The 25937-nt window shown below is 67.1% G+C and carries 25 protein-coding genes; 13 read left to right on the top strand and 12 right to left on the bottom strand.

Annotation, left to right across the window (positions count from 1 at the left end; translation table 11 throughout):
- Positions 1-166 precede the first annotated feature (166 nt).
- Positions 167-1528 (top strand): adenylosuccinate synthase, encoded by a 1362-nt coding sequence (locus tag AC5FRV_RS13265; RefSeq protein WP_493561563.1) that lies wholly within the window; start codon positions 167-169, stop codon positions 1526-1528.
- A gap of 103 nt (positions 1529-1631) precedes the next feature.
- Here AC5FRV_RS13265 and AC5FRV_RS13260 read toward each other — a convergent pair whose 3' ends face one another.
- Positions 1632-2897 carry a sensor histidine kinase gene (locus tag AC5FRV_RS13260; RefSeq protein ID WP_493561562.1) on the bottom strand — a complete coding sequence of 422 codons (1266 nt, stop codon included), beginning with the start codon at positions 2895-2897 and terminating at the stop codon, positions 1632-1634.
- Positions 2898-3208: 311 nt separating this feature from the next.
- On the opposite strand from AC5FRV_RS13260, the gene AC5FRV_RS13255 reads away from it, so the two are divergent.
- Together AC5FRV_RS13255 and AC5FRV_RS13250 are read left to right on the top strand one after the other, a co-directional pair.
- Positions 3209-3403: a methytransferase partner Trm112 gene (locus AC5FRV_RS13255; protein WP_493561561.1), complete on the top strand. Its 195-nt coding sequence runs from the start codon at positions 3209-3211 to the stop codon at positions 3401-3403.
- 188 nt (positions 3404-3591) lie between these two features.
- Positions 3592-4152, top strand: coding sequence for a DUF7524 family protein (locus tag AC5FRV_RS13250; RefSeq protein ID WP_493561560.1), 561 nt, complete (start codon positions 3592-3594; stop codon positions 4150-4152).
- Here AC5FRV_RS13250 and AC5FRV_RS13245 read toward each other — a convergent pair whose 3' ends face one another.
- The gene (locus tag AC5FRV_RS13245; protein ID WP_493561559.1) at positions 4153-5298 is read right to left on the bottom strand and encodes a DR2241 family protein; all 1146 of its coding nucleotides are present in this window, start codon (positions 5296-5298) and stop codon (positions 4153-4155) included.
- Positions 5299-5300: 2 nt separating this feature from the next.
- Positions 5301-6176 (bottom strand): CbiX/SirB N-terminal domain-containing protein, encoded by an 876-nt coding sequence (locus AC5FRV_RS13240; RefSeq protein WP_493561558.1) that lies wholly within the window; start codon positions 6174-6176, stop codon positions 5301-5303.
- Positions 6177-6537: 361 nt separating this feature from the next.
- Between AC5FRV_RS13240 and AC5FRV_RS13235 the strand changes: the two genes are divergently transcribed.
- The 4 genes from AC5FRV_RS13235 to corA all read left to right on the top strand — a co-directional run bounded on the left by AC5FRV_RS13235 (position 6538) and on the right by corA (position 10465).
- On the top strand, positions 6538-7020 hold the full coding sequence (locus tag AC5FRV_RS13235; protein ID WP_493561557.1) for a DUF7523 family protein: 483 nt from the start codon (positions 6538-6540) through the stop codon (positions 7018-7020).
- A gap of 97 nt (positions 7021-7117) precedes the next feature.
- Positions 7118-8605 carry a cysteine--tRNA ligase gene (gene cysS, locus AC5FRV_RS13230; protein ID WP_493561556.1) on the top strand — a complete coding sequence of 496 codons (1488 nt, stop codon included), beginning with the start codon at positions 7118-7120 and terminating at the stop codon, positions 8603-8605.
- Between the two features lie 111 nt (positions 8606-8716).
- Positions 8717-9352: a DUF6517 family protein gene (locus AC5FRV_RS13225; RefSeq protein ID WP_493561555.1), complete on the top strand. Its 636-nt coding sequence runs from the start codon at positions 8717-8719 to the stop codon at positions 9350-9352.
- A 129-nt stretch (positions 9353-9481) separates the two neighbouring features.
- The gene (gene corA / locus AC5FRV_RS13220; RefSeq protein ID WP_493561554.1) at positions 9482-10465 is read left to right on the top strand and encodes a magnesium/cobalt transporter CorA; all 984 of its coding nucleotides are present in this window, start codon (positions 9482-9484) and stop codon (positions 10463-10465) included.
- Between the two features lie 386 nt (positions 10466-10851).
- On the opposite strand, the gene AC5FRV_RS13215 is transcribed toward corA, so the two are convergent.
- The 5 genes from AC5FRV_RS13215 to AC5FRV_RS13195 all read right to left on the bottom strand — a co-directional run bounded on the left by AC5FRV_RS13215 (position 10852) and on the right by AC5FRV_RS13195 (position 15075).
- Positions 10852-12084 carry a tripartite tricarboxylate transporter permease gene (locus tag AC5FRV_RS13215; protein ID WP_493561553.1) on the bottom strand — a complete coding sequence of 411 codons (1233 nt, stop codon included), beginning with the start codon at positions 12082-12084 and terminating at the stop codon, positions 10852-10854.
- Between the two features lie 160 nt (positions 12085-12244).
- On the bottom strand, positions 12245-12586 hold the full coding sequence (rpl12p, locus tag AC5FRV_RS13210; RefSeq protein ID WP_493561552.1) for a 50S ribosomal protein P1: 342 nt from the start codon (positions 12584-12586) through the stop codon (positions 12245-12247).
- Between the two features lie 18 nt (positions 12587-12604).
- A complete protein-coding gene (locus tag AC5FRV_RS13205; protein ID WP_493561551.1) occupies positions 12605-13663 on the bottom strand; it encodes a 50S ribosomal protein L10 in 1059 nt (352 codons plus the stop codon).
- Between the two features lies 1 nt (position 13664).
- Positions 13665-14303 (bottom strand): 50S ribosomal protein L1, encoded by a 639-nt coding sequence (locus tag AC5FRV_RS13200; protein WP_493561550.1) that lies wholly within the window; start codon positions 14301-14303, stop codon positions 13665-13667.
- Positions 14304-14586: 283 nt separating this feature from the next.
- Entirely contained in the window at positions 14587-15075 is a 489-nt protein-coding gene (locus tag AC5FRV_RS13195; protein ID WP_493561549.1) for a 50S ribosomal protein L11, read from the bottom strand.
- 140 nt (positions 15076-15215) lie between these two features.
- On the opposite strand from AC5FRV_RS13195, the gene AC5FRV_RS13190 reads away from it, so the two are divergent.
- Positions 15216-16451 (top strand): NAD(P)/FAD-dependent oxidoreductase, encoded by a 1236-nt coding sequence (locus tag AC5FRV_RS13190; RefSeq protein ID WP_493561548.1) that lies wholly within the window; start codon positions 15216-15218, stop codon positions 16449-16451.
- 24 nt (positions 16452-16475) lie between these two features.
- On the opposite strand, the gene AC5FRV_RS13185 is transcribed toward AC5FRV_RS13190, so the two are convergent.
- Together AC5FRV_RS13185 and AC5FRV_RS13180 are read right to left on the bottom strand one after the other, a co-directional pair.
- Complete coding sequence (locus AC5FRV_RS13185) at positions 16476-17564, bottom strand: chemotaxis protein CheW (protein WP_493561547.1); 1089 nt, start codon at positions 17562-17564, stop codon at positions 16476-16478.
- Between the two features lie 10 nt (positions 17565-17574).
- The gene (locus AC5FRV_RS13180) at positions 17575-18477 is read right to left on the bottom strand and encodes a ParA family protein (RefSeq protein ID WP_493561546.1); all 903 of its coding nucleotides are present in this window, start codon (positions 18475-18477) and stop codon (positions 17575-17577) included.
- Between the two features lie 174 nt (positions 18478-18651).
- Here AC5FRV_RS13180 and AC5FRV_RS13175 point away from each other — a divergent pair, with 174 nt between their 5' ends.
- Complete coding sequence (locus AC5FRV_RS13175) at positions 18652-19134, top strand: FlaD/FlaE family flagellar protein (RefSeq protein WP_493561545.1); 483 nt, start codon at positions 18652-18654, stop codon at positions 19132-19134.
- Positions 19135-19484: 350 nt separating this feature from the next.
- Positions 19485-20606 (top strand): actin-like salactin, encoded by a 1122-nt coding sequence (locus tag AC5FRV_RS13170; protein ID WP_493561544.1) that lies wholly within the window; start codon positions 19485-19487, stop codon positions 20604-20606.
- On the opposite strand, the gene AC5FRV_RS13165 is transcribed toward AC5FRV_RS13170, so the two are convergent.
- Positions 20603-20782, bottom strand: coding sequence for a hypothetical protein (locus AC5FRV_RS13165; RefSeq protein ID WP_493561543.1), 180 nt, complete (start codon positions 20780-20782; stop codon positions 20603-20605). The genes AC5FRV_RS13170 and AC5FRV_RS13165 overlap by 4 nt on opposite strands.
- A 198-nt stretch (positions 20783-20980) precedes the next feature.
- Here AC5FRV_RS13165 and AC5FRV_RS13160 point away from each other — a divergent pair, with 198 nt between their 5' ends.
- A complete protein-coding gene (locus AC5FRV_RS13160) occupies positions 20981-22522 on the top strand; it encodes a hypothetical protein (RefSeq protein WP_493561542.1) in 1542 nt (513 codons plus the stop codon).
- 16 nt (positions 22523-22538) lie between these two features.
- On the opposite strand, the gene AC5FRV_RS13155 is transcribed toward AC5FRV_RS13160, so the two are convergent.
- Positions 22539-22757 (bottom strand): DUF7996 family protein, encoded by a 219-nt coding sequence (locus AC5FRV_RS13155; RefSeq protein ID WP_493561541.1) that lies wholly within the window; start codon positions 22755-22757, stop codon positions 22539-22541.
- A gap of 694 nt (positions 22758-23451) precedes the next feature.
- Between AC5FRV_RS13155 and AC5FRV_RS13150 the strand changes: the two genes are divergently transcribed.
- A complete protein-coding gene (locus tag AC5FRV_RS13150; RefSeq protein ID WP_493561540.1) occupies positions 23452-24213 on the top strand; it encodes a hypothetical protein in 762 nt (253 codons plus the stop codon).
- Between the two features lie 132 nt (positions 24214-24345).
- Positions 24346-25605 (top strand): endonuclease/exonuclease/phosphatase family protein, encoded by a 1260-nt coding sequence (locus AC5FRV_RS13145; RefSeq protein WP_493561539.1) that lies wholly within the window; start codon positions 24346-24348, stop codon positions 25603-25605.
- Positions 25606-25937 lie beyond the last annotated feature (332 nt).

Raw genomic sequence — 25937 nt, 5'->3', positions numbered from 1 at the left:
TTAACTTGTGTTTGCAGGATTTAAAAGTTGCTGTCCGACCGGGTCCTTCGCTGGTCTAATTTTCGAGTAAGGTGTGTATAAAGCTATCGTGGTCCGGAGGCGGGCGACCGTGACGGGGCGTTTCGGACCGTAATCTGTTTACCACGGCCCCCGAAAGTCCCGACTGATGACCGTAACCATCGTCGGCTCGCAGCTCGGCGACGAGGGGAAGGGCGGCATCGTCGACCTGTACGGCGACGACGCGGACGTCGTCGCTCGCTACCAGGGCGGCGACAACGCCGGCCACACCGTCGTCGACGACGGCGAGGAGTACAAACTCTCGCTCGTTCCGAGCGGAGCCGTACGCGGCAAGGTCGGCGTACTCGGTAACGGCTGCGTCGTCAACCCGCGAACGCTGTTCGACGAGATAGACGCCCTCCGCGAGCGCGGACTCGAACCCGACGTACGGGTCGCCGAGCGCGCACACACGATCCTCCCGTTCCACCGCGTCCTCGACGGCATCGAGGAGGACGTCAAGAGCGAGACGGACCAGGAAGTCGGCACCACCGGCCGCGGCATCGGGCCGACCTACGAAGACAAGGCGGGACGGCGCGGCGTCCGCATCGGCGACCTGACTGACCCCGACGTCCTCCGGGACCGCCTGGACTACGTCGTCCCGCAGAAGCGGGCGCTGGCCGAGGAAGTGTACGGCGTCGACGTCGGCGAGGAGTTCGACGTCGACGCGCTGTTCGAGGAGTTCAGCGAGTTCGGCGAGCGTCTCCAGCGGGAGGGGATGCTCGTCGACGCCGGCGACTTCCTCGCCCGACAGATCGACGACGGCCGGAACGTCATGTTCGAGGGCGCCCAGGGCACAATCATCGACATCGACCACGGGAACTACCCGTACGTCACCTCGTCCAATCCGACGGCCGGCGGCGCCTGCACCGGCACCGGCCTCGGTCCGACCGTCGTCGGCGACGGCGACGTCATCGGCATCGTGAAGGCCTACCTCACCCGCGTCGGGAGCGGCCCGCTCCCTACCGAACTCGGCGGCGTCGTCGGCGACACGCCCGGCTACGACGAGTCCACGGAGGGCCGCAACGAGGAACTGGCCGAGCACATCCGCGAAGAGGGCGACGAGTACGGCACCGTCACCGGCCGCCCGCGGCGGGTCGGCTGGCTGGACATGCCGATGCTCCGCCACGCTGCCCGCGTCAGCGGGTTCACCGGCCTCGCCGTGAACCACGTCGACACCCTCGCCGGCCTCGACGAACTGAAGGTCGGCCACACGTACACCCTCGACGGCGAAGAGCGAGAGACGATGCCCGCGACGACAGAACAGTGGGCCGCCTGCGAACCGAACTTCCGGTCGTTCGACGGCTGGGAAGCGGCCGACTGGGCCGCCGTCGCCGAGGAGGGCTACGAGGCGCTCCCAGAGAACGCGCGGACCTACCTCGAATACATCGAGGACGAGGTCGGCGCACCGATATACGCGATCGGTCTGGGCCCGGGCCGGTCCGAGACGATCGTTCGCGAACGACCGTTCTGAGGTTCGTGGGCGGGTCACCGCCCCATCGAGTTGCCGGATTCTCGCCGCCACCGACCGCTATCAGTCGTCAGTTCGACCCGGCGAAGGGGGACGTCCCGTCCGGTTACCGCCGGTCGACACCGGCGAACTCGAATCTGGCGCCGTGGTCTGCGGACTCGGTCAGTTCGACCGTCCAGCCGTGGCCTCGTGCTATATCGCGGACGATGTTCAATCCCAGGCCGGTTCCGTCCGACGTCGACGTCGTTCCGGGTTCGAAGACGTCGTCGCGCTCGTCCTCGGGAATCCCCGGCCCGTCGTCGGCGACGAAAAAGCCGTTCGCGTCGTCGAGTTCGCCCACCGTGACTGTGACGTCGTCGCCCGCGTGCTCGCGGGCGTTCCGGAAGAGGTTCTCGAACAACTGCATGAGTCGGTCTTCGTCCGCGAGCACGGTGGCGTCGAGGTCCAGAACCAGGTCCATCTGTCCCGTATCGACGGTTTCCCAGCAGGCATGGACGACTTCACGGAGGTCCAGCGGGCCGGGGTCGTCGATGGTGCGGCCCTCCCGGGCGAGGTCGAGCAGGTCGTTGACGAGGTCGTCGATTCGGTCGAGCGCGTTGGCGACTTTCTGGAGTCGCTCCTCCTCGTCGGGTGCGTCCACGAGTTCGAGGTGCCCGGCCGCGACGTTCAGTGGGTTGCGCAGGTCGTGACTCACGACGCTCGCGAACCGTTCGAGTCTGTCGTTCTTGTTCGAAAGCTCTGCGACGGTCCGCTGGAGCTCCTTTTCCAGCTCTTTGAGTTCGGTACCGTCGGTGAGCATGACGTGCGCGCGCTGCTCGACGTTCCCGTAGCTGTAGGGAGAGAGGCGAAGTCGGTAGTATCGCCGCCCGTCGGCAGTCGACAGGGAGAAATTGACCACGACGGTACGCCCGTTTTCCACGGCTGAGATCAGGTCGACGTCGTCGGTATCGACGGCCACGACCGACCTGAACTCCGGTCTCTCGTCGTCTTCGACGACGGGAAACCAGTCCCGGAAGGCGTCGTTGGCGGCGACGATGACGAGCGTGCCATTCTCGACGGTGAGGTCGGCGATCGCCGCCGGGACGTTCCTGAAGAGCGAGCGCCAGCGGTCCCGCTCGCGCTCGCTGGTGGCCCGAGCGGCTTCCCCCTGCGCGATACGCACGCCCGCGAGGGCTCCACCGACCGTGCCCCAGAGCGCAAGCTGGAAGACCCCGACAGCGAGTTCGACGCGGTCGGTTACCGGCTGAAACCCGAGCACCAGGGCCCCGACCACGACTGCTCCCAGGAACCCACCGACCGTCCACTTCGCCAGGATGGGATACTGCTGGCGACCGACGTCGTCGAGGCTCCGGGTCGTGGCGTACAGAAGCACACCGACGGTTGCGAGAGAGAAGACGGTAGCTGCCAGTGCAGCCGAGTTCGCCCCTCCCACGACCGACGTCGCTTCGTGTACATTCTGCAACGGTAAACCTCGTCTCACAGCCGGTGTTTCCGCGAGTGCCGCTGAGAACGAATCCCTGGCCAGTTCCACACCGGTACTACCTGGGGTGGAATTGTAAGAATACCGCCTCTAGTATCGCGCGTGAGAGTACGGGATGCTCGCGCGGTATCAGTTGCCGAGCCGAGAAGACGACGCTCTCGACACCCGGCATTCTTTTTACGGGTCAGTCCGGATACCGTGGTATGAAAGAGGACCTGATGGACATCATCTGCTGTCCCCTCGACAAGCAGGAACTCGAACTGACCGTCGACGAGCGTGACGGCGACGACGTCATCGACGGCACGCTCACCTGCACCGAGTGCGGCGAGAGCTATCCGATCGAGGAGGGCATCCCGAACCTCCTGCCGCCGGATATGCGCGACGACATCCCCGCCTGATACTGTCGGTCGTAACTTCTTCCCTGCGGTAGATGGCACCGGTCGCGTCGAACGTCGGTACGGGGTACGACCGACACTATGACACCGCCGGACGGAGCGCTACTGGTTCGTCACCCGCTGATGGTATCGTTCGCCGGTTCTCGGGCAGTATCAACCTTTTTCTACCGTCCCGCCGGAGGTACGGTATCGTGCCAGACACGCTGCCCGTCCACCTCAACCGCGAGTCCCTCCACTCGCTGGACGTGCCGACCGGAATCGAGACCGACGGGTCCTTCGACGTCCTGCTGGTCAACCACGGCGAAGCGGTCCACGTCCACCTCCACCTCGACGACCCGCTCTCACGCCTGGCGACCCTCGACGCGAACAACCACTACGTCCAGGCCGAGTCGGAACGCCCCGTCCGAGTCACCGTCGACCGCGGCGCGACGGGCCACGGCAAGCTCAAGGTCGTCACGAGCTACGGCGCCGAGACGCGCTACGTCGACGTCGACCTCGTGGAGCCTGCTGAATCCGAACAGCCGGTTCAGGTCGACGAATCCCTCTCGAAGCCGCAGCCGAAGGAACCCGAGTCGAGCAGCGGTCCCTCGCTGGCCGACCGTATCGGGTCACCGGTGTTCCTGCTGGCCGGCGTCGCGCTGTTACTCGCCGCCGCGGTAGTGGTCGTCGTCCAGTCACCGATCGTCCAGTTCGGCTCGGCCGTCGTCTTCTTTGCGGTACTCGTCGGTCTCTTCCTGGCGTTCTCGGAGTGACTACTCGCCCGTCTCCACGCCGCCCAGGTTGCCGTCCTCGTCGAACAGCTTCGCGCGGAGGAACCGGGCCCGGTAGCGGTTGGCGCCGTCGTACACGTCCGCGTCCCTGATCTCGTCGGCAGTGCCGTCGGCGACGGCGTCGATGATAGCCTCGATCTGTTCCTTCTCGCTGGGCGTCAGATCGAACTCGTAGGTCCGTGACTCCTCGGATTCGAGTTTCGTCCACTTGCGCGCGGCGGCGACGACGAGCGAACACGGCTCGCGACACGGGAACTCACCCTCGCCGCCGGGCGCGTCGAGTTCGGTCTCCTCGTCGTACTGCCACTCCCGCCGCTTGAGACACTGGGAGTCGTCACAGCAGGCCTCCGCGACCCACTCGACGTGTTCGTGGCCCTCACCGCGGTCCCAGGTCTCGATGAGCCCGTAGATGCCGGTCTGGCGGGCCATCGTCTCGCGCCAGTGGGAGACGTCGAGTTCGCCCTCCTGGCTCGCGTGTCGCTCCGCTCCCGCTCGCCCGGCCGGGGCGTCACTCCGTTTCGTCCCTCGCTCCCGATGCCAGTTGGTGACCGTCGCCGGGTAGAAGAAGTCGACCGCAGTCACGAGGTCGGCGCCGGAAAGATCCGTGAACTGCCAGCCGGTCTGGAGCGTCGGCGCGGTCTTGAGCGGCCTGAACTGGCCGTCGTCGTCGTACTTGGTCAGCGTCCGCGCGTCGAGCGGGTCGTCGTGGGAATCGAGGGCCGTCTCGGGCTCGTCGGCGTCGTCCACGTGGCCGAGTCCGTACCGGCGTTCGCCGTCCGCGTCGATGGTGACCGTTATCCTGAGCTGTCCCCAGTTCCGGGCGAACTTGCCGTCGCCCATCGCGGCGTAGCGCCGCTCAACGTCGAGGTCCCCGGCGTGCTCGACCCACCGGAGGAACGCCCAGCGGTCAGCTTTCTGCGGGGCGACGGCGTGCCAGTAGTACCAGTTCGTGACGTAGTCGGCGTGGTTCGACAGCGCCGCCCCGAGTTCGTCGTTCGCGATCGAGCGGGGCTCACCGTCGCCGACGAGGAGGTGGTACTCCGCGCCGGCCGGCGAGAGCCGGAGTCCGTCGAAGTCGATGCCGTCGATGGCCGCGTCCTCGGCGGCCGCGACCTGGTCGTCCCGCATCGTCAGTCCCCCGAGGCCGGCGATCCGCCGGTAGTCGACCGCACTTCGTCTATCGCGGCGTCGACGTCGGCGCCCGCGTCGGCCGCCCGCTCCAGTACAACGTCGGCCATCAGTGGCTCCGTCCCGACCGCGCCGGAGTACCAGATGCGGTGGCCGTCGACTTCGGCCGGCGTCTCCCAGCCCGTCCGGTAGTCGTCGGTCAGCCCCATGTCCTCCGGGATGTCCTCCTGCGTGTGGAAGCCGTCGGCGACGAACAGCGGGACGACGACGATATCGTCGCTTTCGAAGAAGTCGGTGACGTCGTCGACCTCCGGGTCCTCGTCCATGAACAGCGCCTGGACCTCGTCGAAGCGCCCCGACTCGCGAATGCGGTCGGCGTGGTACTCGATGGCCTTCGCGCTGTTCTCGTTGCGTTCGGTGCCGTGGCCGACGACGGCGAGGCCGAACCCGTCGCCCACGTCGGTGTTGCCGGTCACCGACTCCGCCCGCTGGACGATGACGTCGCTCATGGAGTCGTGCGTCCCGACCGGGCCACAGTAGTGGACGGTCTGACCCGTGTCGCTGGCGGTCAGCGTGGTGTGGGTCGCGCTCGTCCCGTCGGAGTCCCAGTCCTCGGGGTCCCAGCCGTCGAGGCGGAGCTCCCGCGGGATGACCTGTTCGGTGAAGTACCCCTCCGAGATGAACAGCGGGACGACGTACACCTCGTCGGCGTCGACGGTCCTGAGCACCTCCCGGAAGGAGGGCTCCTCCTTCCAGAAGGACTCGCGAACCTCGTCGAACGCGCCCACCGCCCGGATGGTGTCCGCGTGGTCGAACGTCGGCTGCGAGGACCCGGCGTTGAGGTGCGACCCGTGGGCCGCGATGACCAGCGCTTGCATGCTAGGCATATCTTTCGTGAGACGGGACTTAGGGGCTTCGCTGGACTGGTTGGGTACGAGAAGCTGTGTTCGTGTGAAACAAGAACCGCACGAGCAACCAGAAAGCCCCGACCTGTTCGGCTGTCTCGTCAGGAGAAATGGGTGGGAATGAAAGGGGCGGCCCGCTCCGGGAACCCCGACGATGTTAGCACCGAAGGAACGAGCGTAGCGAGTGACGAGGCGCGCAACGAGACGCGGGACCGGAGCGGGCCGGGGCTTTCTGGTTGTTACCGGCCTCATCTCCTGCTGTTTCGATACGCAAGGCAACCACCCACTCTCCAAACCCGCGCCACTTTTGGGGATACACCACTCGATGAGGGACATGCGATCGAAATCACTCGCCCAGCGGACCCGAGACGCGGTCCGCGACGAGCCGTTCCTCTACGACGCGCTTCGCGCGGGCGTCCTCAACTACAGCGCGGCGGCCCGGTACCTCCCGGTAGAGGGGGAACGCGACGCCATCGCGACCGCGCTGCGTCGCTTCGGCGACGAACTCGACGAGTTCGAACCGGCCGGCGGGGACGTCCGGGTGTCGATGCAGAGCGGAATTGGCCCCGCTGCCGGTGCCGAGCCGTTGCTCGCCGTCGGGGACGTCGACTTCGCGGCAGAGGGCGGCGGGTCGACGGCCATCGTCGGCTCGGGATCGGTCGACGCGGGCGTCCTGCGGCGCGTGCTCGGGCGGCTCGAAACCGCCGGCATCGAGGTGGAGGCGGCAGGCGTCACCGAGGACGCGCTGGTGGTCGTCGTCGAACGACGGGTGGGCGCCGACGCGATCAGGGCGGTCGAGGCAGCCGTCGACGCCTGACCGCAGCGCCGAACGATATCCGACTGCGAGGGCGACCGACACACTCGTTCGCCGCCATTCGACGGTTTGAAGCGCCCCGACCGACTTTTCGTCCACAATGACGCTGCGCGTGACGAACACGCTGACGGGTGAGAAGGAGGAGTTCGAACCACGGGATCCCGATTCGGTGCTGTTCTACTACTGCGGTCTGACGACCTCCGACCCTTCGCACCTGGGCCACGCGCGCGGCTGGGTCCACGTCGACGTGATGTGCCGGTGGCTCCGCTGGCTGGGCTACGACGTCCGCCACGTCGAGAACTTCACCGACGTCAACGAGAAGATCGTCGCCCGTGTCGGTGAAGTGGGCGACAGCGAGGCCGACGTGGCCCGCCACTACGTCCAGTCCGTCATCGACGACATGCGGGCGCTGAACCTCGACCGCGCCGAGGTGTACCCGCGAGTCTCCGAGCACGTCCCACAGATCGTCGACCTCGTCGAGACGCTCGTCGAGAAGGGGTACGCCTACGAATCGAACGGCTCGGTGTACTTCGACGTCACCAGCTTCGAGGACTACGGCAAGCTCTCGAACCAGCAGGTCGACGAGATAGAGGCCCAGGGCGAGCCCGACGAGCAATCGGAGAAGCGCAACCCTGCGGACTTCGCGCTCTGGAAGGCCGACGGCGTCGACCCCGCCGCCATCGCAGACCACCGCCACGAGGGCGCCGCGCCGGCCGAGGAGGCCTGCGAGACGGCCCAGACCTGGGACTCGCCCTGGGGCGAGGGGCGACCGGGCTGGCACATCGAGTGCTCGGCGATGAGCATGACGCACCTCGACGAGTCTATCGATATCCACGCCGGCGGGCAGGACCTGGTCTTCCCCCACCACGAGAACGAGATCGCCCAGAGCGAGGCCGCCTCCGGCGAGCAGTTCGCGAACTACTGGCTCCACGTCCGCCTGCTGGAGACGAAAGGCGAGAAGATGTCCTCCTCGCTGGGGAACTTCTTCACCACCGAGGCCGCCGTCGAGGAGTACGGCGCCGACGTGGTGCGGACGTTCCTGCTCTCGACGGCCTACCACAACCGCGCCGTCTACAGCGAGGAGACCATCGCCGAGGCCACCGAGCGCTGGGAGACGCTGGAACGGGGGTACGAGCGGGCCGTCGGCGCGTGCGACGACGTGGACGCCTACGCGACCACGCGTGACGAGTCGCTGCGCGCGGCGGTCGCCACGGCGCGCGGCGAGTTCGAGCGGGCGATGAACGACGACTTCAACACCCGGAAAGCGCTCAGCGTGCTGACCGAACTCGTCGGCGCGGTCAACGTCCACGTCGACGGGGCGGACACCTTCGACTACCAGGGGCTCCGGGAGACCATCGAGACTCTCGAGGAGTTCGGCGGCGACGTGCTGGGCCTCTCCTTCGGCGACGGGTCGGCTGGCGGCGACGTCTCCGTCGCCGAGGACCTGGTCGAACTCGTGCTCGACCTCCGGGAACGCGAGCGGGAGGCCGGGAACTACGAACGGGCGGACGAACTCCGCGACGAAGTCGAGGCCCTCGGCGTGGAAGTGCAGGACACCGACGACGGCCCGACGTACCGGATCGAGTGAGGCCACTCCAGGGCCTTCGCAGGTCGTTCGTTTCGGGCGACACGTCGCCGCTCCGTCAGGATCTGTCCCCAGTGACGACCTTTATCGGTGAGTAACGCCTAGCAACTGGGTATGAACCGCCGAAAGACGCTGGGAATCGCGCTGCTGGCACTGCTCGTCGCGACGGCCGGCTGCGTCGACCTGGTACTGGGCAACACGCCGACGTTCGAATCCTCAGAGGCGAACGTCTCCGAGACGGCCCTCGACGGGTCGGGCTACGAGCTGTCGAGCTCGGACACGCAGGTCATCTCCAGAAACGTCTCCGTCGCCGGGCAGGAACGGACCGTCCGCGTTATCAACCACGTCACGCAGTACAACCGGACGCTCTCGCTGGGTCCGTTCGGCGACCGGGAACTCGGCCGCGTCATCGTGTTCACGACGCCGCAAATCGAGATGGCCGGTCAGGCGCTGAATCCGGCCACGGACTGGTCTGAACGCCGCGTCGTGACCGAAGTCGCCCAGCGGTACGCCGGGATAGACGACGTCTCGCGGGACAGCAATCGGACGGTCCCCATCCTCGGGGCCGAGCGAGAGGTCGTGAAGTTCTCGGGAACCACGACCGTCGGCGGGGACGACGTCGGCGTCTACGTCCACGTGACCAAGTTCACCCACGAGGGCGACGTCGTCGTCGGAATCGCCGTCCACCCCCAGCAACTGCCCGACGAGGAAGACAGACAGGACGTCCTGCTCAGCGGCATCCAGCACTGAGCGGGACCGGCCGGTGCCGGGTGAGGATCGGATCCCCGACGCGCCAACGCTTTTTGGCGACCGGAGACATTGGAGAGCTATGTCTATCGCACGCGCTAGCGTGAGAGCGACGAGAACCACCGGTTCCCCATGATCACCGCTATCGTCTACGGCGACGGCGAGACGACCGAGTACGACGACCTCGCCGCGGCCAGGAGCGCCACCGGTACGACCTGGGTCCACGCGACGGCGGTCACCGACGCGGAACTCGAAGCAATCGCTGACGAGTTCGATATCCACGGCCTGGCTATCGAGGACCTCGGGAACGACGTCCGGGCGAAGACCGAGGAATTCCCCGACCACACGTTCGTCCTGTTCAAGACCGCGACGCTGGCCCGCGGGGAGACCACGTTCCGGGAAGAGGTCGCCACCTCGCCAGTCGGCCTCTTCCTCGGCGACGACTGGATCGTCTCCGTCACCCCGGACGACGCGCCGGTCGTCGAACGCGTCAGATCGGCCGTCGCCGCCGGCGACGAGCGCCTGCTCCACCGCGGCGCCGACTTCACCGCCTACCGGATCCTCGACGTCGTCGTCGACGACTACTTCGACCTGCTCGACCGCATCGAGGACGAGATCGAAGCCATCGAGGAGGACGTCCTGGAGACGCCCGACAGGGCGACGCTCGAACGCATCAACAGCGTCCGCCGCGAACTGCTCTCCTTCCGCAAGCAGGTGTGGCCCGCCCGCGAGGCCGTCGGCGTCCTCGCCCGCGGCGACCCTGCCCAGGTCGACCCGGAGACGGAGAAGTACTTCCGCGACGTCTACGACCACCTCGTCCAGCTCGCCGACCTCACCGAGACCTACCGCGACCTGGTCAGCGGCGCCCGCGACATCTACCTCAACGCCCTCTCACAGTCCACCAACGAGGTGATGAAGACCCTCACCGTCGTCGCGACCATCTTCATCCCGCTGACCTTCGTCGCCGGCGTCTACGGGATGAACTTCGATCCGGCCGCGAGCCCGTACAACATGCCGGAACTCGGCTGGGCATACGGGTATCCGGCCGTCCTCGTCCTGATGGGGGCTATCGCCGCGGCGATGACCCTCCACTTTCGACGGCGTGGGTACATCTGAGAGAATAATTCGGTCGAGTGGTGCAACTACTGTGTCTATCATTCGCATACAGCTGAGCAGATGGTGTGGCTACCAACAGAGGAAAGCCCCGGTATGCTCCGGTCCCGCGACTCGTTGCGCGCGCTCACTCCGTTCGCGTGCTTACGTCGCCGGGGTTCCCGGAGCACGCCGCCCCTTTCATTCCCACCATTTCTCCTGGCGAACCAGCCGACCCGGGTGGGAATGAAAGGGGCCGAGCGCTCGGGGAAGGCGGCCCCGATAAGCACCGCAGGCGAAGCCGAGGAGCGCAGTCGCGGGGCCCCGACCCGAGCGGGAGGGGGCTTTCCTCTATTAGTGGTCGCTGTGTCTGTTGAGGTTCTCGTTGATCAACACAGTAGTTCAACTCCTCATGAAAGCGCGAGCGGGCCGAGCAGGACGCCCATGCAGTTGGCTCGCTTGGCACCGAAATGTGCAGGAATCGACCCGACGAGCGTCGCCACGCCGAACGCCGCGACGCCGACGAAGCCGGCGAAGAGGAAGGAGAGTGCCACCAGCAGTGAGAGAATCCCGACAGCGAGACGGTTCTGGTTCGCCCGTCGGGCCCATTCGAGGTACCGATCACCCAGCACGGGAACGAGAACTGCCGCGACAACCGCGGCGAGGCCGACGCTCGCGAGCAGGACCGGCAGGTTGAGCGGGACGCCGGCGCTCTCGACTGCGACCAGCACGCCAGTTCGGGGGCTCCCGAGTGCGACCAGGGAGAAGAGGGCGAAGACGGCCGTCGCCGTGTTGACGCCGCTGGTCGTGACGACGAACGCTCGCGGTCCGGACCCGGAGAGGACGCCGAGCGCCGCCGCGGACGCGATGGCCGCCGAGACGCCGGGGATGTACCCCACGATAGCGCCGGCGCCGGTCCCGAGGAGCGCGAGGGCGCCGACGTCTCGGCGGGAGAACGCCAGCGTCGCCTCGTCCTGCGGCGGAACGCCGCCGCCACCGAGACTCTCGATCAGGACCGGCGCGCCGAACAGGCCGGCGAACAGCGGCGCGAGCATCCCGCCGACCGGGAGCGGCGCCTGGGGCGTGAGGTCGAGCGTGACGAATCCGAGCGTCGCACTGGCGACGAGCGTCATCGTCGCACCGACCTTGCCGCCCGGCGTGCGTTCGGTGACGACCAGCAACACAGCGACGAGTACGAGCAGGAGCGACAGGTGCGCCCGGATGGTCGGATAGGCCCGCTCCATCGCGAGCGTCACCGGGATCGCGAGCGGGACGGCGAAGACGACAGCGAGGCCGCTCCCGAGCGCCGAGAGGCGAATCGCCTCGCGCCCGCGACCCGCGATGACCAGTCGGTGCCCCGGCAGCGCACTGGCGGCCATCGCGGGGTCGGGCACGCCAAGCGCCAGCGCGGGGACCACGTCGAGGAACGTGTGCGTGGTGCCCGCGGCGAGCATCGTCGCCCCGACGAGCGTCGGCGGGCCCGGAACCGACGACGCGACGGCCGCGAGGCCGAGCGCGAACGTGTTGGCGTGGAGTCCCGGCGTCAGACCACTCACCGTCCCGAGGGCGACCCCGGCCAGGATGGCGGCGAGCACTGCAGCGGATCCCTCGGGCGTGACGGTGAACCGGACCGGGAGGAGCATCTGGGTCCTCTGGTCCCGCCTTCAGTGATAAACCTGCGTCTCCGGGGTGGTCAGGCAGTCGGACGGAGTTTCGCCGGTCGCAAACTGCCCTCGACGGCCGATAGTAGCGCTGCCGCTCCCGAACTCGCGTCGCGCAAAAGAAACGGCTCGTCGAACCGCTCTAACCGAAGAGTTCGCCGAGACCTTCGCCGCCTTCGCCGTCGTCCTCGTCATCGTCCTCTTCCTCTGCTGCCTCTTCCTCTTCGGCCGCTTCCTCCTCGTCCGCACCGCCGTCGTCGGAACCGCCCTCGGCGGGCGCTGCGGCGCCACCGGCCGCGACGGGTGCGGCGGCGGCCTCCTCGACGGCCTCGGAGATGTCGACGTCCTCGAGCGCGGCGACGAGGGCCTTGACGCGGGACTCCTCGACGTCGACGCCCGCTGCGTCCAGCACGTCGGTGAGGTTCGCTTCGTTGATCTCTTCGCCCGATTCGTTCAGGATGAGTGCTGCGTAAACGTATTCCATTGTTGTGTAGTGGGTGTGTTAGAACATCGCTCCGAGCGCGTCGCCAGCGTCCTCGTCGTCGTCATCGTCGTCCTCGGCCGCCTCGGCCTCGTCGGATTCTGAGTCGGAGTCGTCGGCGTCGCTCTCGTCGGATGCGTCTGCTTCGTCGCTCGATTCGTCCTGCGCGGTCGCGGCCGGCGCCTCGACGCCGCGGAGTTCCTCCGGCAGGGCCTCCTCGTCGTCGATTTGCGAGGCGATGGCGCGAACCTGCGCGTCGGCCTTGGTGACCAGATCCGGCATGACGTCCGGGTCCTCGACGGCGGCGTTGATCGCGAGTGCCTTCGCGTCGCCGCTGGCCTGCTGCAGGAGCACGCTGGCGTTCTGCGTGGTGGGGTACTCGGCGTTGACCGAGAGGTTCCACGCGGCAGACGCCGCGGCCCTGACGTCGGCCTCGTACTCCTCGACGTCGAGTTCGAGCTCCTCGGGTTCGAACAGCACGCCGTCGGCGAAGACGGCGCGCAGGTCCAGCCCGACTTCCTTGGGCTCGATTCCGAGTTCGCTGAGGACGTTCGCGAGGTCGGCCGAGACCTCCTCGCCGGTCTCGAGGACCGTCGAGTCCTCCATGACCTTGATCGAACCCTCGTCGATGCGCGCGTTGGCACCGACGCTCTGGAGTTCGCCGACGAACGGCCCGGGGTCGACGCCGGTGTCACCCTCGGGGATGACGATGTCGTTCGGCGTGACCTCGCCCGCGTTGATCGGCGCGGGCGTCTTCGAGGCTTCGAGTTCTTTGAACAGGCCGAAGGGGTTGTCGTCGGTGCCGATGAGACCGACCTGGCCGGAGACGTACTCGGCCAGCTGGCTCAGGTCCGCGTCGGCCTCGTCGAGCGCGCGCTTCAGGAGCGTGTTTCGCGAGACACGAAGCTCTGCGGAGCCGTGAATCTCGCGGCGCATGTCCTGGAGCTGGCGGCTCGGGATGCCGGCGATGTTGACGACGCCGACGCTCTCGTAGGAGTTCAGGATGTCGACGATGGCGTCGACCTCCTCCTGTTTCCACTCCGGAATCGTCTCAGTCTTGCGTTCTGCCTCGGCGCTCATATCAGGCCACCTCCACGGACGGACCCATCGTGGTCTTGATATACACCGAGTCGATGTTCATCGGGCCCTTCTCGAGGTCGGCGTGAAGGCGCCGGATGATCACGTCGATGTTGTCGGCGATCTCCTCGGCCGACATGTCCTCGGCACCGACGCGGGTGTGGAACGTGCGGCGTTCCCCGCTCCGCATCTGGACGGTGTTTTTCATCCGCTCGACCATCTCGACGACGTCGTCGTCCGGACCGATGGGGTCCGGCATCTTCCCGCGCGGTCCGAGGACCGTCCCGAGATACCGACCGATGTTCTGCATCATGTTCTCTTCCGCGAGGAAGAAGTCGGTGTCGTCGGCCAGGTCCTTGGCCGCGTCGTCGTCGTCGCCGAGTTCGGCGAGTTCGTCGCCGGAGAGCACCTGGTCAGCGACGTCCTCTGCGCGCAGGGCGGTCTCGCCCTCCGCGAAGACGACGATGCTGGTCTCCTGCCCAGTGCCGGCAGGCAACACGACGCTCTCGTCGACGCGATTCGACGGTTCGTTGAGGTCTAGGTCGCGCAGGTTGATGGCGAGGTCCACTGTCTCGGTAAAGTTCCGAGGCGGGGCCTCCTCTAGTGCGCGAGAAACTGCGTTCTCTATGTTCTCGTCTGCCATTGTTCACCTCCGTAGTACGCCCGAAGGCTGCTACGGGTCAGTGAAACAGGGGTACTGTCGTCGGACGGAGTCGCCCGAAGCGACGGTACGGCCGCTGTCTCGTGCGGAACGAAGCCGATGCGACACTTAAAACCGTCGAACCGGAGGCGAGAGCCGTCGCTCGAACCAGTCGAGTCGACGGTCGAAAGAGAAGTTCGACCGAGCAGTTACGCAGCCGCTTCGTCCGCCAAGACACCGAGGGACTCGCGATGCTCGTCCCTCAAGCCCTCGTCTCGCTGCCTCGCTACGCTTCGGCAGCGTCGGCGAGGACATCGTCGTACTCGCCGGCGTCGACCTTCTCCTTGAACTCGCGGGCGTTCTCGCCCTCGATGGTGACGCCCAGGGTGACGCAGGTGCCGACGACTTCCTTCGCCGCGTTCTTGGTGTCGTAGGCGAGGAGGTCGGGCTTCTTCTGTTCGGCGATTTGTTTGACCTGTTCGACGGAGAGGTCGGCGACGAAGTCCTCCTGGGGCTCGCCGGAGCCGGTGTCGAAGCCGGCCTCGTCCTTGATCAGCTCCGCCGTCGGCGGGACGCCGACTTCGATGCTGAAGGAGCCGTCGTCGTCGTAGTCGACGGTGACGGGCACTTCGGTGCCGTCGAACGCTTCGGTCTGGTCGTTGATATCCTGGACGACCGCCTGAACGTCGACGGGCGTCGGTCCGAGCTCGGGGCCGAGCGGCGGGCCAGGGTTGGCCTCTCCGCCCGGGACGAGCACTTCGATAGTTCCAGCCATGTCTCACAGAACCGGCGCGCCGGTTTTAAGGATTGCTTTTCCCGGACGGCGCGTGCGAGCGGTAGACATACCACCGTCTCCCGACCATCACCGGCGTGTTCCTCCAGTGACCTTTTCCCGACTGCGACCGACTGTCCTGCATGCGCGTCGCCGTCCTCGGCGCCGGCTACGCCGGCCTGACCCTCGCCCGGAAGCTCCAGACCGCTCTGCCCGACGACGCGACGCTGGTCGTCGTCGACGAGTCCGACTCCCACCTCGTCCAGCACGAACTCCACCGGGTCGTCCGCCGGCCCGCCCTGGCCGAGGAGATCACGATACCGCTTGAAGACGTACTCGATTGTGAGATTCGACAGGCCAGGGTGATCGACGTAGAACCGGAGGAGGGGACGGTGACTCTCGACGGCGACGACGCCGCAGACAGCAAAGACGGCGAGCGGCTGGACTACGACGTCGGTGCCGTCTGTCTCGGCGCCGAGACCAACGACCACAGTCTGCCGGGGGTCGCCGACTACGGGACTCCGCTCAAGCGCCTCGCGCACGCACGAGAGATCCGGGAAGCGTACCTGGACGTACTGGACGCCGACGGCCGAGCCATCGTCGGCGGTGCCGGCCTGTCGGGCGTCCAGCTCGCGGGAGAACTCGCGGCGATGGCCGACGAAGCGGACGCCGACCCCGAAGTCGTCCTCCTGGAGCGACTCGACGACGTGGCCCCGTCGTTTCCCGAGAACTTCCAGCGGGCGATTCACGACCAGCTCGAAGCGGTCGGCGTCGGCGTCCGGACGGGCGCGGCCGTCGAATCGGCCGACGCCGACGCAATCACGCTCGCGAGGGGCGAGGAACTCGCCTACGACCAGTTCGTCTGGACCGGCGGCATCCGCGGCCCCGACGCGATGGACGCCGAACGCCCGGTAGTCCGCAGCGACCTGCGACTCGCCGGCGACACGTTCGTGGTCGGTGATGCCGGCCGCGTCGTCGACGTCGACGGGGAGGCAGTCCCGGCCAGCGCACAGACGGCCGTCCGCCAGGCCCGCGTCGCGGCCCGGAATATCACCGCGCTCGTCGACCACCGGATCGGTGGCGGCGGCGGATTCGAGCCCGAACTCGACCGCTACGCGTTCGACTCCCCCGGCTGGCTCGTCAGCGTCGGCGACGGCGCCGTCGCACAGGTCGGCTCGCGCGTGCTGACCGGTCGGGCCGCGCTGGCGCTCAAGACGTCGGTCGGTGCGGGCTACCTCGGTAGTGTCGGCGCCGTGGAGAACGCCGTCGACCTGGTCCGCGGGGAGTTGAACCTCGCGGTGGAGGCGGACGAGTCCCACGGCGAGTCGATAGAAGAGACCCGGGACGAGGAATCCCGAGATCCGGATGGGGAGTCTTGAGACCCGAACGGAGAGTCCTGAAACTCAGTCGTCGCTCTGTTCGCCCGTCGCGAGTTCGATTGCCACTCCGGGGTCAGTCCAGATGACAAACTCTTCCTCGTCGTCGCGGTCGATGACGCCCTCGATGTAGTCGGCGTCGACCGGTGCGGCGCTGACCTCCGATTTCACGATGGGCGCGACCTGGCGCACCTCGTCGACGACCCAGCCGATGGCCCCCTGGTCCTCGAACTCGTCGGGCGCGAAGACGACCAGCAGCGACTCCGAGCCCTCCTGGTCGATGTCGAGCAGTAGCTTCGGGTCGAGGATGGTCGTGATCTGGCCGCGGAGGTCGACGACGCCCTCTACGTACTCCGGCGTGTTGGGTACGCGTGTGATAGTCTCCCGTTTGACGATCTCTTCGACGTGGGCGATGTCGAGGCAGTAGTGTTCGTCGCCCAGCGTGAACTCGAGCACGCGGACGCTGTCCTCGGCCGTCGCCGCGTTCGCAGCGTCGACGCCGCGCCTGGTCGCCGGCGTGGCGGGGCCATCGGCCTCGGATTCCAGCACCTCGTCGGCGATGGCGGACTGGATCGAGGCCTCGTCTGGCAGTTCGACGCCGGTCGGACCCTGCTGGGTCTGGGCGGCCGCCGCTCCGTCAGCGGCGTCCGGTTCGACCGCCGACTCCTGGGCGGCCGCGCCACCTCCGGCAACCGCCGCGTCGACAGGCCCACTACCGGTGATCTGTGCGGCGGCCTGCGCTGCACGCTGGGCGGCCGCGGCGGCGGCGTCCTCGTCGGCGCTCCCGCTCCCGCCCGGGTCGTCGTCGCTGTCCGGAGCGTCGGCGGGTGCGTCGGCGTCGGCGGGTGCGTCGGCGGGAGTGTCGGCGGGTGCGTCGGCGTCGGCGGGTGCGTCGGCGTTACCGGCGCTACTTCCGGTGTCGTTGGTGGCGACGCGCTGTTCGACGGACGCGTCCGCATCGTCGGGGGTACCATCCTGGTCGTCGGAGGGATTCGCATCGTCGGCGCCGTCGCCGTCGGCGTCCGTCGCGTCGTCTTCGCGATTCGCCCGCTGGCCTTCGCGCATCTGGCGGATGCGGGAGGCCCGGTCCATCCGTTCGTCCGTCTCGTCGGTCATTGTATCACTGTCATGCTGGAACTTTCTCGTAGCCGAATCGGTCGTCGAGCGACGCCGCGATCTCCAGGAAGACGTCCGCCATGTCGACGGACGCGTCGTAGGCGAAGATGGACTGGCCGGCCGAGAACGCTCGCTGGAGCGCGACCCGTTTGCGGACCTGCCACACCGGGAAGTCCGTGAACACCTCCTCGAGCCACTCGATCATCGTCAGGTCCTCGTTGGTCTTCTCGACCCGGTTGGCGACGACGCCGAGGGTGTCGACCGTGATGTCGGCCTGCCCTTCGAGGGCGGCCATCTGGTCGATGAGTAACTCGATGGCCCGCTCGGAGGTGGCCTCGGTCAGCGCCGGCACGACGATGTGCTGGGTGGCGAAGATGCCCGCGTCCGTCAGTTTGCCGTAGAACGGCGGCGAGTCGACGACGACGTAGTCGTAGTCGTCCTCGACGTGGGCGAGTGTCTTCGCGAACAGGTCCAGCGCGTGAGGACCGTCGACAGCCTCCGGGGTGACGTTGACAGCCAGCGAGGCCAGGGCGTCGGGGTCGAGCCCCGTTTGTCCGGCTTTCGCTCGCGCGATGAGGTCGGCGATTGTCAGTTCGTGTTCGGCCTGGAGCATGTCGATGTTGCTCGGCAGGACGTCCATCTCGGGGTGCTCGACGATCAGGTCCGACACCACCGACCGGCGGTCGGCCCGGGTCAGCGCGTCGAAGAGGGTCGGCGGCGCCGCGTCGTACGCCTCGGTCAATCCAAGCCCCTCCGTCGCGTTGCCCTGCGGATCGAGATCGACGAAGAGGACGTCGCGACCGCGCTCGTTGAGCGCCCCGGCGACGTTGATAGCCACCGTCGTCTTGCCGGTCCCACCCTTGGCGTTTGTCACGCACAGGCGCGCAGGTCCGGCCTCTGTTTGCCTACTCATCGTCGAATTACAAGTCCCTGGTCCGTGTCGGATTATAAAGATACGCCCCCGATTATCAGCGACGTAACTCCCAGCCCAGTTCAGTCGACTATCGGCAACGGCCAAATTCCCGGTCAGCCGGCCGTCAGACGGTGTGCAAGATTTAACACGGAGTAGTGATACACGTACAGTATCATGACGATCAACCCGCGGGACTACGACCTCGACGAGCTGCGGAAGATGGCCAGACAGCAGCGTCCGAACGGCCTCGGCGAGGGCGAGGAACCCGACCCGGCGGATCTGGACGTCGCCTTCGAGGGCGAAGAGGACGTCGCGGCGGGGAGTTCCTTCCGCGCCGGTCTGTACCGCGAACTCCTCCCGTTCCTCGACGACGACGCCGAGAAACCGTACCTCCGGAGCCTGCCCCAGAAGTACGCCGCCGAGTTCGTCGTCTTCGAGTGGCTGGAGTTCCTCCTGATGCACTCGGGCTACCAGGGCGCCAACGACGCGCTGGACTACTACGAGTCGACCGACTGGATCACCGAGGAGGTCCAGTCGGACCTGGCCGAGTACCTGCGCGGCATCGACGAGGCCGGCTCCAACGACGGCAACGACCTGGGCGTCGACGACCACATGCTCAGCCTGGTGTACATCGCCAAGCTGAGCGCCATGGTGTAGTCTCTCGGAATTTCGCTGATTCTCCCGATAGTTTCTCTCTGCTCTCTCGTCGCTTCGGCTTTCGATCGTTCGACGACGCCTCGCTGCTCACGGCTTCGCCGTTCGCTCGGTCGGCGGTGCTCACTGCGTTCGCACCGCCCTGTCGGCGCCGTCCGTCTCACGGTTCGCTCCGCTCACCGTTCGATCGTTCGACGACGCCTCGCTTCCGCTCGGCGTCGTCCGTCTCACGGCTCGTTTCACTCGCCGTTCGAACATTCGACGGCCTCTCACTGCGTTCGAGCCCGTCCGTCTCTCAGTTCTGATAGCTGCCGAGTAATGTATACAAACCCCCTCTCGAAATACGTCTTCGTATGAGCGAGGACGCCGACGAAGGCGCAGACGTCGACGGTGTGGACACGGACGGTGGCACGGTGACCGCCGCCGGCGGCACCCAGAGTACCGAACCCCAGTCAGCCGTGCCGGTTGGCGTGAAACTCGGGAGCACGCGCACGGTTATCTCCCGGCCCGACCGTGAGGCCGGCGAGGACCTCATCCGGACGCTGACCTGTCTCGCGACGTACGAGGACGCGCTCACTGGCGAGGAGAAGGTCCTCTACGGCGAGGAGGCCGCGACGGAGTACCCCGACCGCGTGCAGTTCATGCTCCGGTCGGGCCTGCCGGAGGACGCGGACCGGGCGGACCTCACGCAGACGTTCTTCGAGGCGCTCATCGCCGAGAACGAACTACCCCAGAACAGCGCCGTCGTGTACGCCATCCCGACCATCGACAACCCGCGCGGGCTGGACAACCTCCGCTACGTCATCGAGGACAGCTCCATCGGCAACGGACTCGTCGAGAGCTACCCCGAGTCGCTGTGTGGCGCCATCCCCGCCTTCGGCGACGACCTGGAGGCCATCGACGAGATATTCGTCGCCATCAACCTCGGGTCGACGAACCTGGAGGCCTCGGCCTACCGCCGTGGCGAACAGCTCTCACCCTTCACGACCGGCGCCGTCACCGGCAACGAGGTCGACCGCGTCATCGCGAACTACGTCGAGGAGGAGACTCAGGGCCGCGTCAACATCGACACCCAGACCGCCCGCGAGTACAAGGAGACCCACGCCGACTTCGTCGACTTCGAGCCGTTCACGGACGTCATCCAGCAGCCCGGCGGCGGCTCCCACGAGTTCACCATCGAGCGCTCTGTGATGGACGCGGTCGACGAGTACCTCGACGACGTCGTCGAGGAGGTGGCCAACACCTTCCTCCCCGAACTCGCCAACGACTACATGAAGGTCTACCAGCTCGCCCTCGACCGACCCATCGTCCTCACGGGCGGGATGGCCTGTATCCCGGGCATCCTCGAGGAGTTCGAGCGTCGGCTCAGCGAGGAACTCCAGCGCGACGTCGAGGCCATCGCGGCGGACGAGCCGGACATGGCGGCGACTATCGGCGCCCAGCGCATCGCGACGCGACTCGTCGAGAACAGCTAGCGGTCGACGCCCGCCCAGGTGCCGAGCCACCGGACGACCCGAGGCCGATTTTCCGACGCCGCGTCACCGGTGAGCGAGAGCGCCGCGAACGTCTCGTCGTCGATTCGGATAGTGGGTGAGCCGCCGTCCCGTCTCGGCTGCACGTCCGCGTGACAGTCCGTCGTCGCTCGTGCCATGAGTGTCAACATTGACTGCAGCCCGTCCCGTAAAGGCCAGTCAGACGACCGTCTGCCAGACGTCCGCGCGTCCGCCCTGACAGGTGGGATCCCGCCGCCTCGCCGGAGATTCGTTCTCCCCGACCGTCGTTAATTTTGCACGAGTTATCAGATCCTGAGACGAGGGAATGATAGTAACCCGGATACAACACCGCTACAATGGGTCAAGTTATCGAAGTAGATAACCAAAGAGGGGAGACACACCCCCTCCTCACGGAGACAGGAACAGGGGGGCTGTTCTCCGCGGGATATCTCCGCGACCGCCCGGCGGGGTCGTACCTGGAAGACGACGAGACTCCCGTCTTCCTGCTCACGAACGGGAAGCGAGGCGTCGAGATCGGCCGCGAAGACGGAACCGAACAGCTCACCGCCGGCTCGGGGTACCGAACGATCGCCGTCCTCACCGACCGTCGAATGGTGATCCTGGTCGGCGACAGCGACGCCGCGTCGGTGGACGGCGACCAGTGCCTCACCGTGCGACTCGTCGACGTCGACGGCGTCGCCGCCGAAACCGGTCGCCGCGAGGGCCGACTCTCCATTACCCGGACCAGCGGCGGATCGCTCACGCTCCACGCCGGTGCCGACGGGCTGGATGCAGCAGCGGCGTACCTCACGGCGGCCTCCCAGGCCTGGATACACGTCGAAAACACGCTCGACGACGTCCAGCGGTCACTCGTCGCGGCGACCGGCCACTGCGACGCCGGCGAGTACGACGCGGCGCTCGAGGCCGCACAGGAGGCCTACCACGGGCTGAACGAACCGCGCCGCGCGGCGAACCGGTTCGACGGCGAGTGGACGGCGAGCGCGATGGTCGCCCGCGTCGACCAGGTCCAGCGTCGGTGCGCGAGCATGCTGGCCGAAGCGCGACTGGGGCGCGCCCGCCGGTTCAGCGACGACGCCGAGTCCCACTGGCGCGACGACGAGTTCGAGGCGGCCCACGACGCGTTCGACGACGCGCGCGAGGAACTCGAGACCGTGCTCACCTACGACTCCGCCGCCGTATCGGACAGGGACGCGGTTCACGAGGAACGCGACCGGGTCGAGCGCGTCGCGGCGGAACTGGCGGCGGCCCCGCTCCGACGCGCCGTCGAGGCGGACCGGGACGCCACCGACGCCGACGACCCGGCCGACGCCGCCGACCACTGGGACGACGCGCTCGAGGCTTACTGCACCGTCCTGGAACTCGACTGGGGCGCCGACGAACGGCGCTTCGAGGGCGAGCCCGACCAGCTTCGAGAGCGGCTCGGCGAAGTCGTCAAGCGCCTCGTCTCCGCCCGACGGACTGCCGCGTCGAAGGCGAAGCGGGCCGGCGACTGGTACGTCGGGGCCGAACAGTACGAGGTGGCCATCGAGGAGTTCGAGGCGGCCCGCGACCAGTACGACCTGGCACTCGCCGTCGCGCGGGAACGGTACGCCGGCGCGACGGACCACCTGACAGTGGAGCGCGAGGCCATCGAGTCCCGGCTGGAGCGAGCCACTGCACTGCGCGACGGGGAGGAGGTCGGCCCCGTCACGACGCCGGACGAGGACGCCGAGGGCGTGTTCGACGTCGAGGCCACCATCGGCGATGGCGAAGCCGATACGACAGTTTCGGTGGACGGTGAAGACGCGCCAGACAGTGAAGGGCACACGGACGAGACGGGCGAGGTGGCAGCGATCGATTCGTCACGGAACGGCAGCGTCGAACGGCCTGACCGCTGAGGGGCCGGACGAACGGTTACTCTTCGTCGGTCTCGACGCCCTCGGGAGCCCTGATATTCAGAGGCCGAATATACGCGTACCAGATGAACAGCGCCCCCGACCCGTAGCCGACCGCCCAGACGACGCTCCCGAGCGTGCCGTAGCCAATCTGGGAGAGGACGGCGTTGGCAACCCCCGGGATCACGATAATCGCGACCAGCGTGAGACCGAACGCGATCTTGTCGCGACGCCCCATCAGGCGATCACCCGGCGCTGGCGGACGGCGAGCGACCGGCCGCGCGAGGGATTCGTGTGCGAGGAACCGGCCGGCTGGTCGGGGTCGAACGGCGCATTCATACTCGCCGTTCGGCCGCGAGCGCCTAAAGAAATGACGAACCCGCCGTCGGACCGAAGTCGTCGCGGACAGATCTGTCGAGCGGTGCGACGGTCATCCGCCCCACTCCGCGGTTTCGGCCGCCATCGGTCCGCCGATCAGGGCGCGCGTTCACCGGCGACTTCGTGGGAAGCACGAGAGCGGGAACCCGCAACGACCCCGCCAGTTTTCCGCCCGGATACGCTGGTCGACCGATCCGCTAACGATCGGCTTTCAGTAGCGGTGCGACGGCGAGACACACGCGAATCGCTCGACCTGGTAGCCAACAGACCGTTTTCAGGGAGAAGTTCGCCACGGCGTGTGAGTACGTGATGATCGCTTTCCGTCGTCCCGGTCACACGTTGTCTCAGGTGAACGGGGGAGCGCGTGCCGTCGAACACATACGATTTGGTAGAGGATACTGCATAATCCACCGACTGCAGTGCAATTCAAACGGATCGTATACTGACTATATCCGCCGATAAGTCAGATAATCGGTCCCGGTCGCGCGTTAATCGGTCCCCGTGTGACCGCTACGGCGAGTATAACTAATCACCAGACACGAGTGCGATCCTCCATGGGTTCGACAGACAGCAGACGAGGTAGCGACCACGAACGACGAACGGAGACAGTTCTCGGCCAGGTGGCGACGATCGCAGTAGTCGTCGTCACGATAGTCGGGATGACGGCCGGCGTCGCCGCGGCCGACGTCCAGCAACAGGAGACGAACGACACGTACGCGGTCGTACAGGGCGAGGACTGCACGGAGCTATCGCCGCTCTACGGTAACGAGTCGGTGAAGTCGTTCTACGACTACCGGTCGCCGATCCCGGAGAACCCCTCAACGAACCAGACCGGGCGTTCCTACAGCTCCAAGGGGACGATCGCGCTCCAGCAACCCGACACGAGTAGCTTCTTCCTGTACGAGGATAGCGACGGTAACCTGAGCCTCGTCTTCCTCCACGGGTCGACCGGCAACGCCTCCGACGGCGGCGCCGCGACCTTCACCATCGCCGGCCTGCCGGACGACGGCAACTGGACCGTGAAAGACGACTCCTACGAGGGCAAACACAACTACGACTCGTGGCGCGAGGCCGACGGCGTCCACCGCGTCAACTGGACCTGGGGCGAGGGCAAGACCGACGGCGGCGCGTACACCGGCCTCGGCGAGGACTTCACCGTCACCATCGACCCGGCGTTCAACACCGACGCCGAACTGCACAGTCACCACTACAACGGAACCATCAGGTACTGGACGGCCATCTCGAACGGACAGGCCACCTACGACCACACGTCCCTGACCGCAGAACAGGTCACCATCACGAGCGAGGGCTGCTGAGTACCGAACAGCGCGTTTCGACGAAGCACTGACCCGACCGAACGAACAGGTTCGACGCCGTAGCCCCCAGAAGCGTTCTGGTACGTACGTCGCATTTACGTTTTTCAGTGATGAGGAAGAAGCCATCAGTAGATGAGAACGCCCGACACTGGTCCCGTATCGCACTCGCGTCGCGCCCTCCTCGGCGGCGTCGCGGGACTCGCCGTGAACCAGACCCTCCCCAGCACCGCCCTCGCCGCGCCGTCGTCGGCGCCCCTGTCGGTACTGACGCGAAACCTCTATCTGGGCGTCGACCTCTCGAAACTCTTCGACGCGACCTCGATGAACGACGTCCGCCACATTGCTGGTGAGATGCTCGACGAGATTCGAGCACATCCCTACGAGGCCCGCGTCGACGCCATCGCCGCGGAGATAGAGACCAGCCAGCCCGACGTCGTCGGCGTCCAGGAGGCCGCCCACCTGCGGGTCCAGACCGAGAGCGACTTCTCCGAAAGTCCGATTCCCAACGCCTCGACCACCGTCGTCGACCTGCTCGACCTGCTCGCGTCCGCCCTCGACGACCGCGGCCTGTCCTACGACGTGGCCGCCGAGACGGTCACGACCGACATCGAAGTCCCCGCCGACGACGACGGCGGAACGACCGACGTCCGCCTCACCGACCGAACCGCCCTGCTCGTCCGGAGCGACCTCGAGACGACCGGTAGCCGCTCGGAAACCTTCGACAGCGCGCTCCGGTATCGAGTCCAGGGCGCCACCGTCCCCATCCAGCGCGGCTTCTGCCAGGTCGACCTCTCCCTGGACGGCGCCGACGTCGCCGTCGCAAGCGCCCACCTCGAATCCGCGGACGACGACACCCGCCTGGACCAGGCCGAGGAACTCCGCGACGAACTGCCGACGGACCGGCCGGTCGTACTCGCCGGGGACCTCAACAGCGGCCCCGGCGGCCCGACCGCCGCCTACGACCTGCTGACCGAGTCCTTCGCGGACCCCGCCTCCGACAGCGAGTCCGACGCCGCCGACCCGACCTGCTGTCAGGCCAGCGACCTGCGCAACGAGACGTCGGACCTCTCCCGCCGCGTCGACCACGTCCTCTCCCGCGGCGACGTCGACCCCACCGGCGTCCAGCGAGTCGGCGCGGATCCGGACTCCCGCGTCACCACGGCCGTCGACGGTGAGTCGGTCGAACTCTGGCCCGCCGACCACGCCGGCGTCGTGGCGTCGTTCGCCGTCCCGACTCCAACGCCTACGCCCACCGCCACGCCGACGGAGACGGCGACCGAAACCGAGCGGCAGGAAGAAGAGGATTCGGCGAACCTCCCGCTCTACGGAACCGTCGCTGGAATCGGGAGTGCTGCCCTCGCTGCGCTCGTCTGGTACCGGAAGCGAAGGTAAGCGTCGCTGGGCGAGTCGAAACTGCCTGCTTCAGACTCGTTTGGGCCTGCTCCACCCGATCTGTAGGTGCGCGTACTGAGCGGGTGGTTCTGTGATTTTTAGCTGGAAGAAACGAGACCGCCAACAGCCAGAAAGCCCTCGGCGCGCTCGTGACTCCGCGGCTCGCTGCGCTCCTGGCTCCGCTCCGGTGCTTACTTCGCCGGGGAGCCAACGAGCACACCTCGCCCTTTCAGTCCACCAGGAAACCGCACCGCGGCCCTGCCCTTCCCCTGGTCGCGCGATGAAACGCGCTCTCGGCCGACCACCGCGCGGTTGCGTTGAGCCGAGCACGG

It is taken from the genome of Halomicrobium sp. HArcel3 (genome assembly GCF_058933135.1).
The sequence above is the reverse complement of the archived record's forward strand: the minus strand, read 5'-3'. Positions and strand labels throughout refer to the sequence as shown.

Excerpts from the sequence above, each read along its gene's own strand:
- AC5FRV_RS13235 (WP_493561557.1), top strand. The coding sequence starts at position 6,538 with ATGCGATCGAAATCACTCGCCCAGCGGACCCGAGACGCGGTCCGCGAC.
- AC5FRV_RS13195 (WP_493561549.1), bottom strand. The coding sequence starts at position 15,075 with ATGGCTGGAACTATCGAAGTGCTCGTCCCGGGCGGAGAGGCCAACCCT.
- AC5FRV_RS13145 (WP_493561539.1), top strand. The coding sequence starts at position 24,346 with ATGAGAACGCCCGACACTGGTCCCGTATCGCACTCGCGTCGCGCCCTC.
- corA (WP_493561554.1), top strand. The coding sequence starts at position 9,482 with ATGATCACCGCTATCGTCTACGGCGACGGCGAGACGACCGAGTACGAC.
- AC5FRV_RS13225 (WP_493561555.1), top strand. The coding sequence starts at position 8,717 with ATGAACCGCCGAAAGACGCTGGGAATCGCGCTGCTGGCACTGCTCGTC.
- AC5FRV_RS13245 (WP_493561559.1), bottom strand. The coding sequence starts at position 5,298 with ATGCGGGACGACCAGGTCGCGGCCGCCGAGGACGCGGCCATCGACGGC.
- cysS (WP_493561556.1), top strand. The coding sequence starts at position 7,118 with ATGACGCTGCGCGTGACGAACACGCTGACGGGTGAGAAGGAGGAGTTC.
- AC5FRV_RS13175 (WP_493561545.1), top strand. The coding sequence starts at position 18,652 with ATGACGATCAACCCGCGGGACTACGACCTCGACGAGCTGCGGAAGATG.
- AC5FRV_RS13265 (WP_493561563.1), top strand. The coding sequence starts at position 167 with ATGACCGTAACCATCGTCGGCTCGCAGCTCGGCGACGAGGGGAAGGGC.
- AC5FRV_RS13155 (WP_493561541.1), bottom strand. The coding sequence starts at position 22,757 with ATGGGGCGTCGCGACAAGATCGCGTTCGGTCTCACGCTGGTCGCGATT.
- rpl12p (WP_493561552.1), bottom strand. The coding sequence starts at position 12,586 with ATGGAATACGTTTACGCAGCACTCATCCTGAACGAATCGGGCGAAGAG.
- AC5FRV_RS13190 (WP_493561548.1), top strand. The coding sequence starts at position 15,216 with ATGCGCGTCGCCGTCCTCGGCGCCGGCTACGCCGGCCTGACCCTCGCC.
- AC5FRV_RS13170 (WP_493561544.1), top strand. The coding sequence starts at position 19,485 with ATGAGCGAGGACGCCGACGAAGGCGCAGACGTCGACGGTGTGGACACG.
- AC5FRV_RS13180 (WP_493561546.1), bottom strand. The coding sequence starts at position 18,477 with ATGAGTAGGCAAACAGAGGCCGGACCTGCGCGCCTGTGCGTGACAAAC.
- AC5FRV_RS13200 (WP_493561550.1), bottom strand. The coding sequence starts at position 14,303 with ATGGCAGACGAGAACATAGAGAACGCAGTTTCTCGCGCACTAGAGGAG.
- AC5FRV_RS13185 (WP_493561547.1), bottom strand. The coding sequence starts at position 17,564 with ATGACCGACGAGACGGACGAACGGATGGACCGGGCCTCCCGCATCCGC.
- AC5FRV_RS13160 (WP_493561542.1), top strand. The coding sequence starts at position 20,981 with ATGGGTCAAGTTATCGAAGTAGATAACCAAAGAGGGGAGACACACCCC.
- AC5FRV_RS13150 (WP_493561540.1), top strand. The coding sequence starts at position 23,452 with ATGGGTTCGACAGACAGCAGACGAGGTAGCGACCACGAACGACGAACG.
- AC5FRV_RS13255 (WP_493561561.1), top strand. The coding sequence starts at position 3,209 with ATGAAAGAGGACCTGATGGACATCATCTGCTGTCCCCTCGACAAGCAG.
- AC5FRV_RS13165 (WP_493561543.1), bottom strand. The coding sequence starts at position 20,782 with ATGGCACGAGCGACGACGGACTGTCACGCGGACGTGCAGCCGAGACGG.
- AC5FRV_RS13205 (WP_493561551.1), bottom strand. The coding sequence starts at position 13,663 with ATGAGCGCCGAGGCAGAACGCAAGACTGAGACGATTCCGGAGTGGAAA.
- AC5FRV_RS13240 (WP_493561558.1), bottom strand. The coding sequence starts at position 6,176 with ATGCAAGCGCTGGTCATCGCGGCCCACGGGTCGCACCTCAACGCCGGG.
- AC5FRV_RS13215 (WP_493561553.1), bottom strand. The coding sequence starts at position 12,084 with ATGCTCCTCCCGGTCCGGTTCACCGTCACGCCCGAGGGATCCGCTGCA.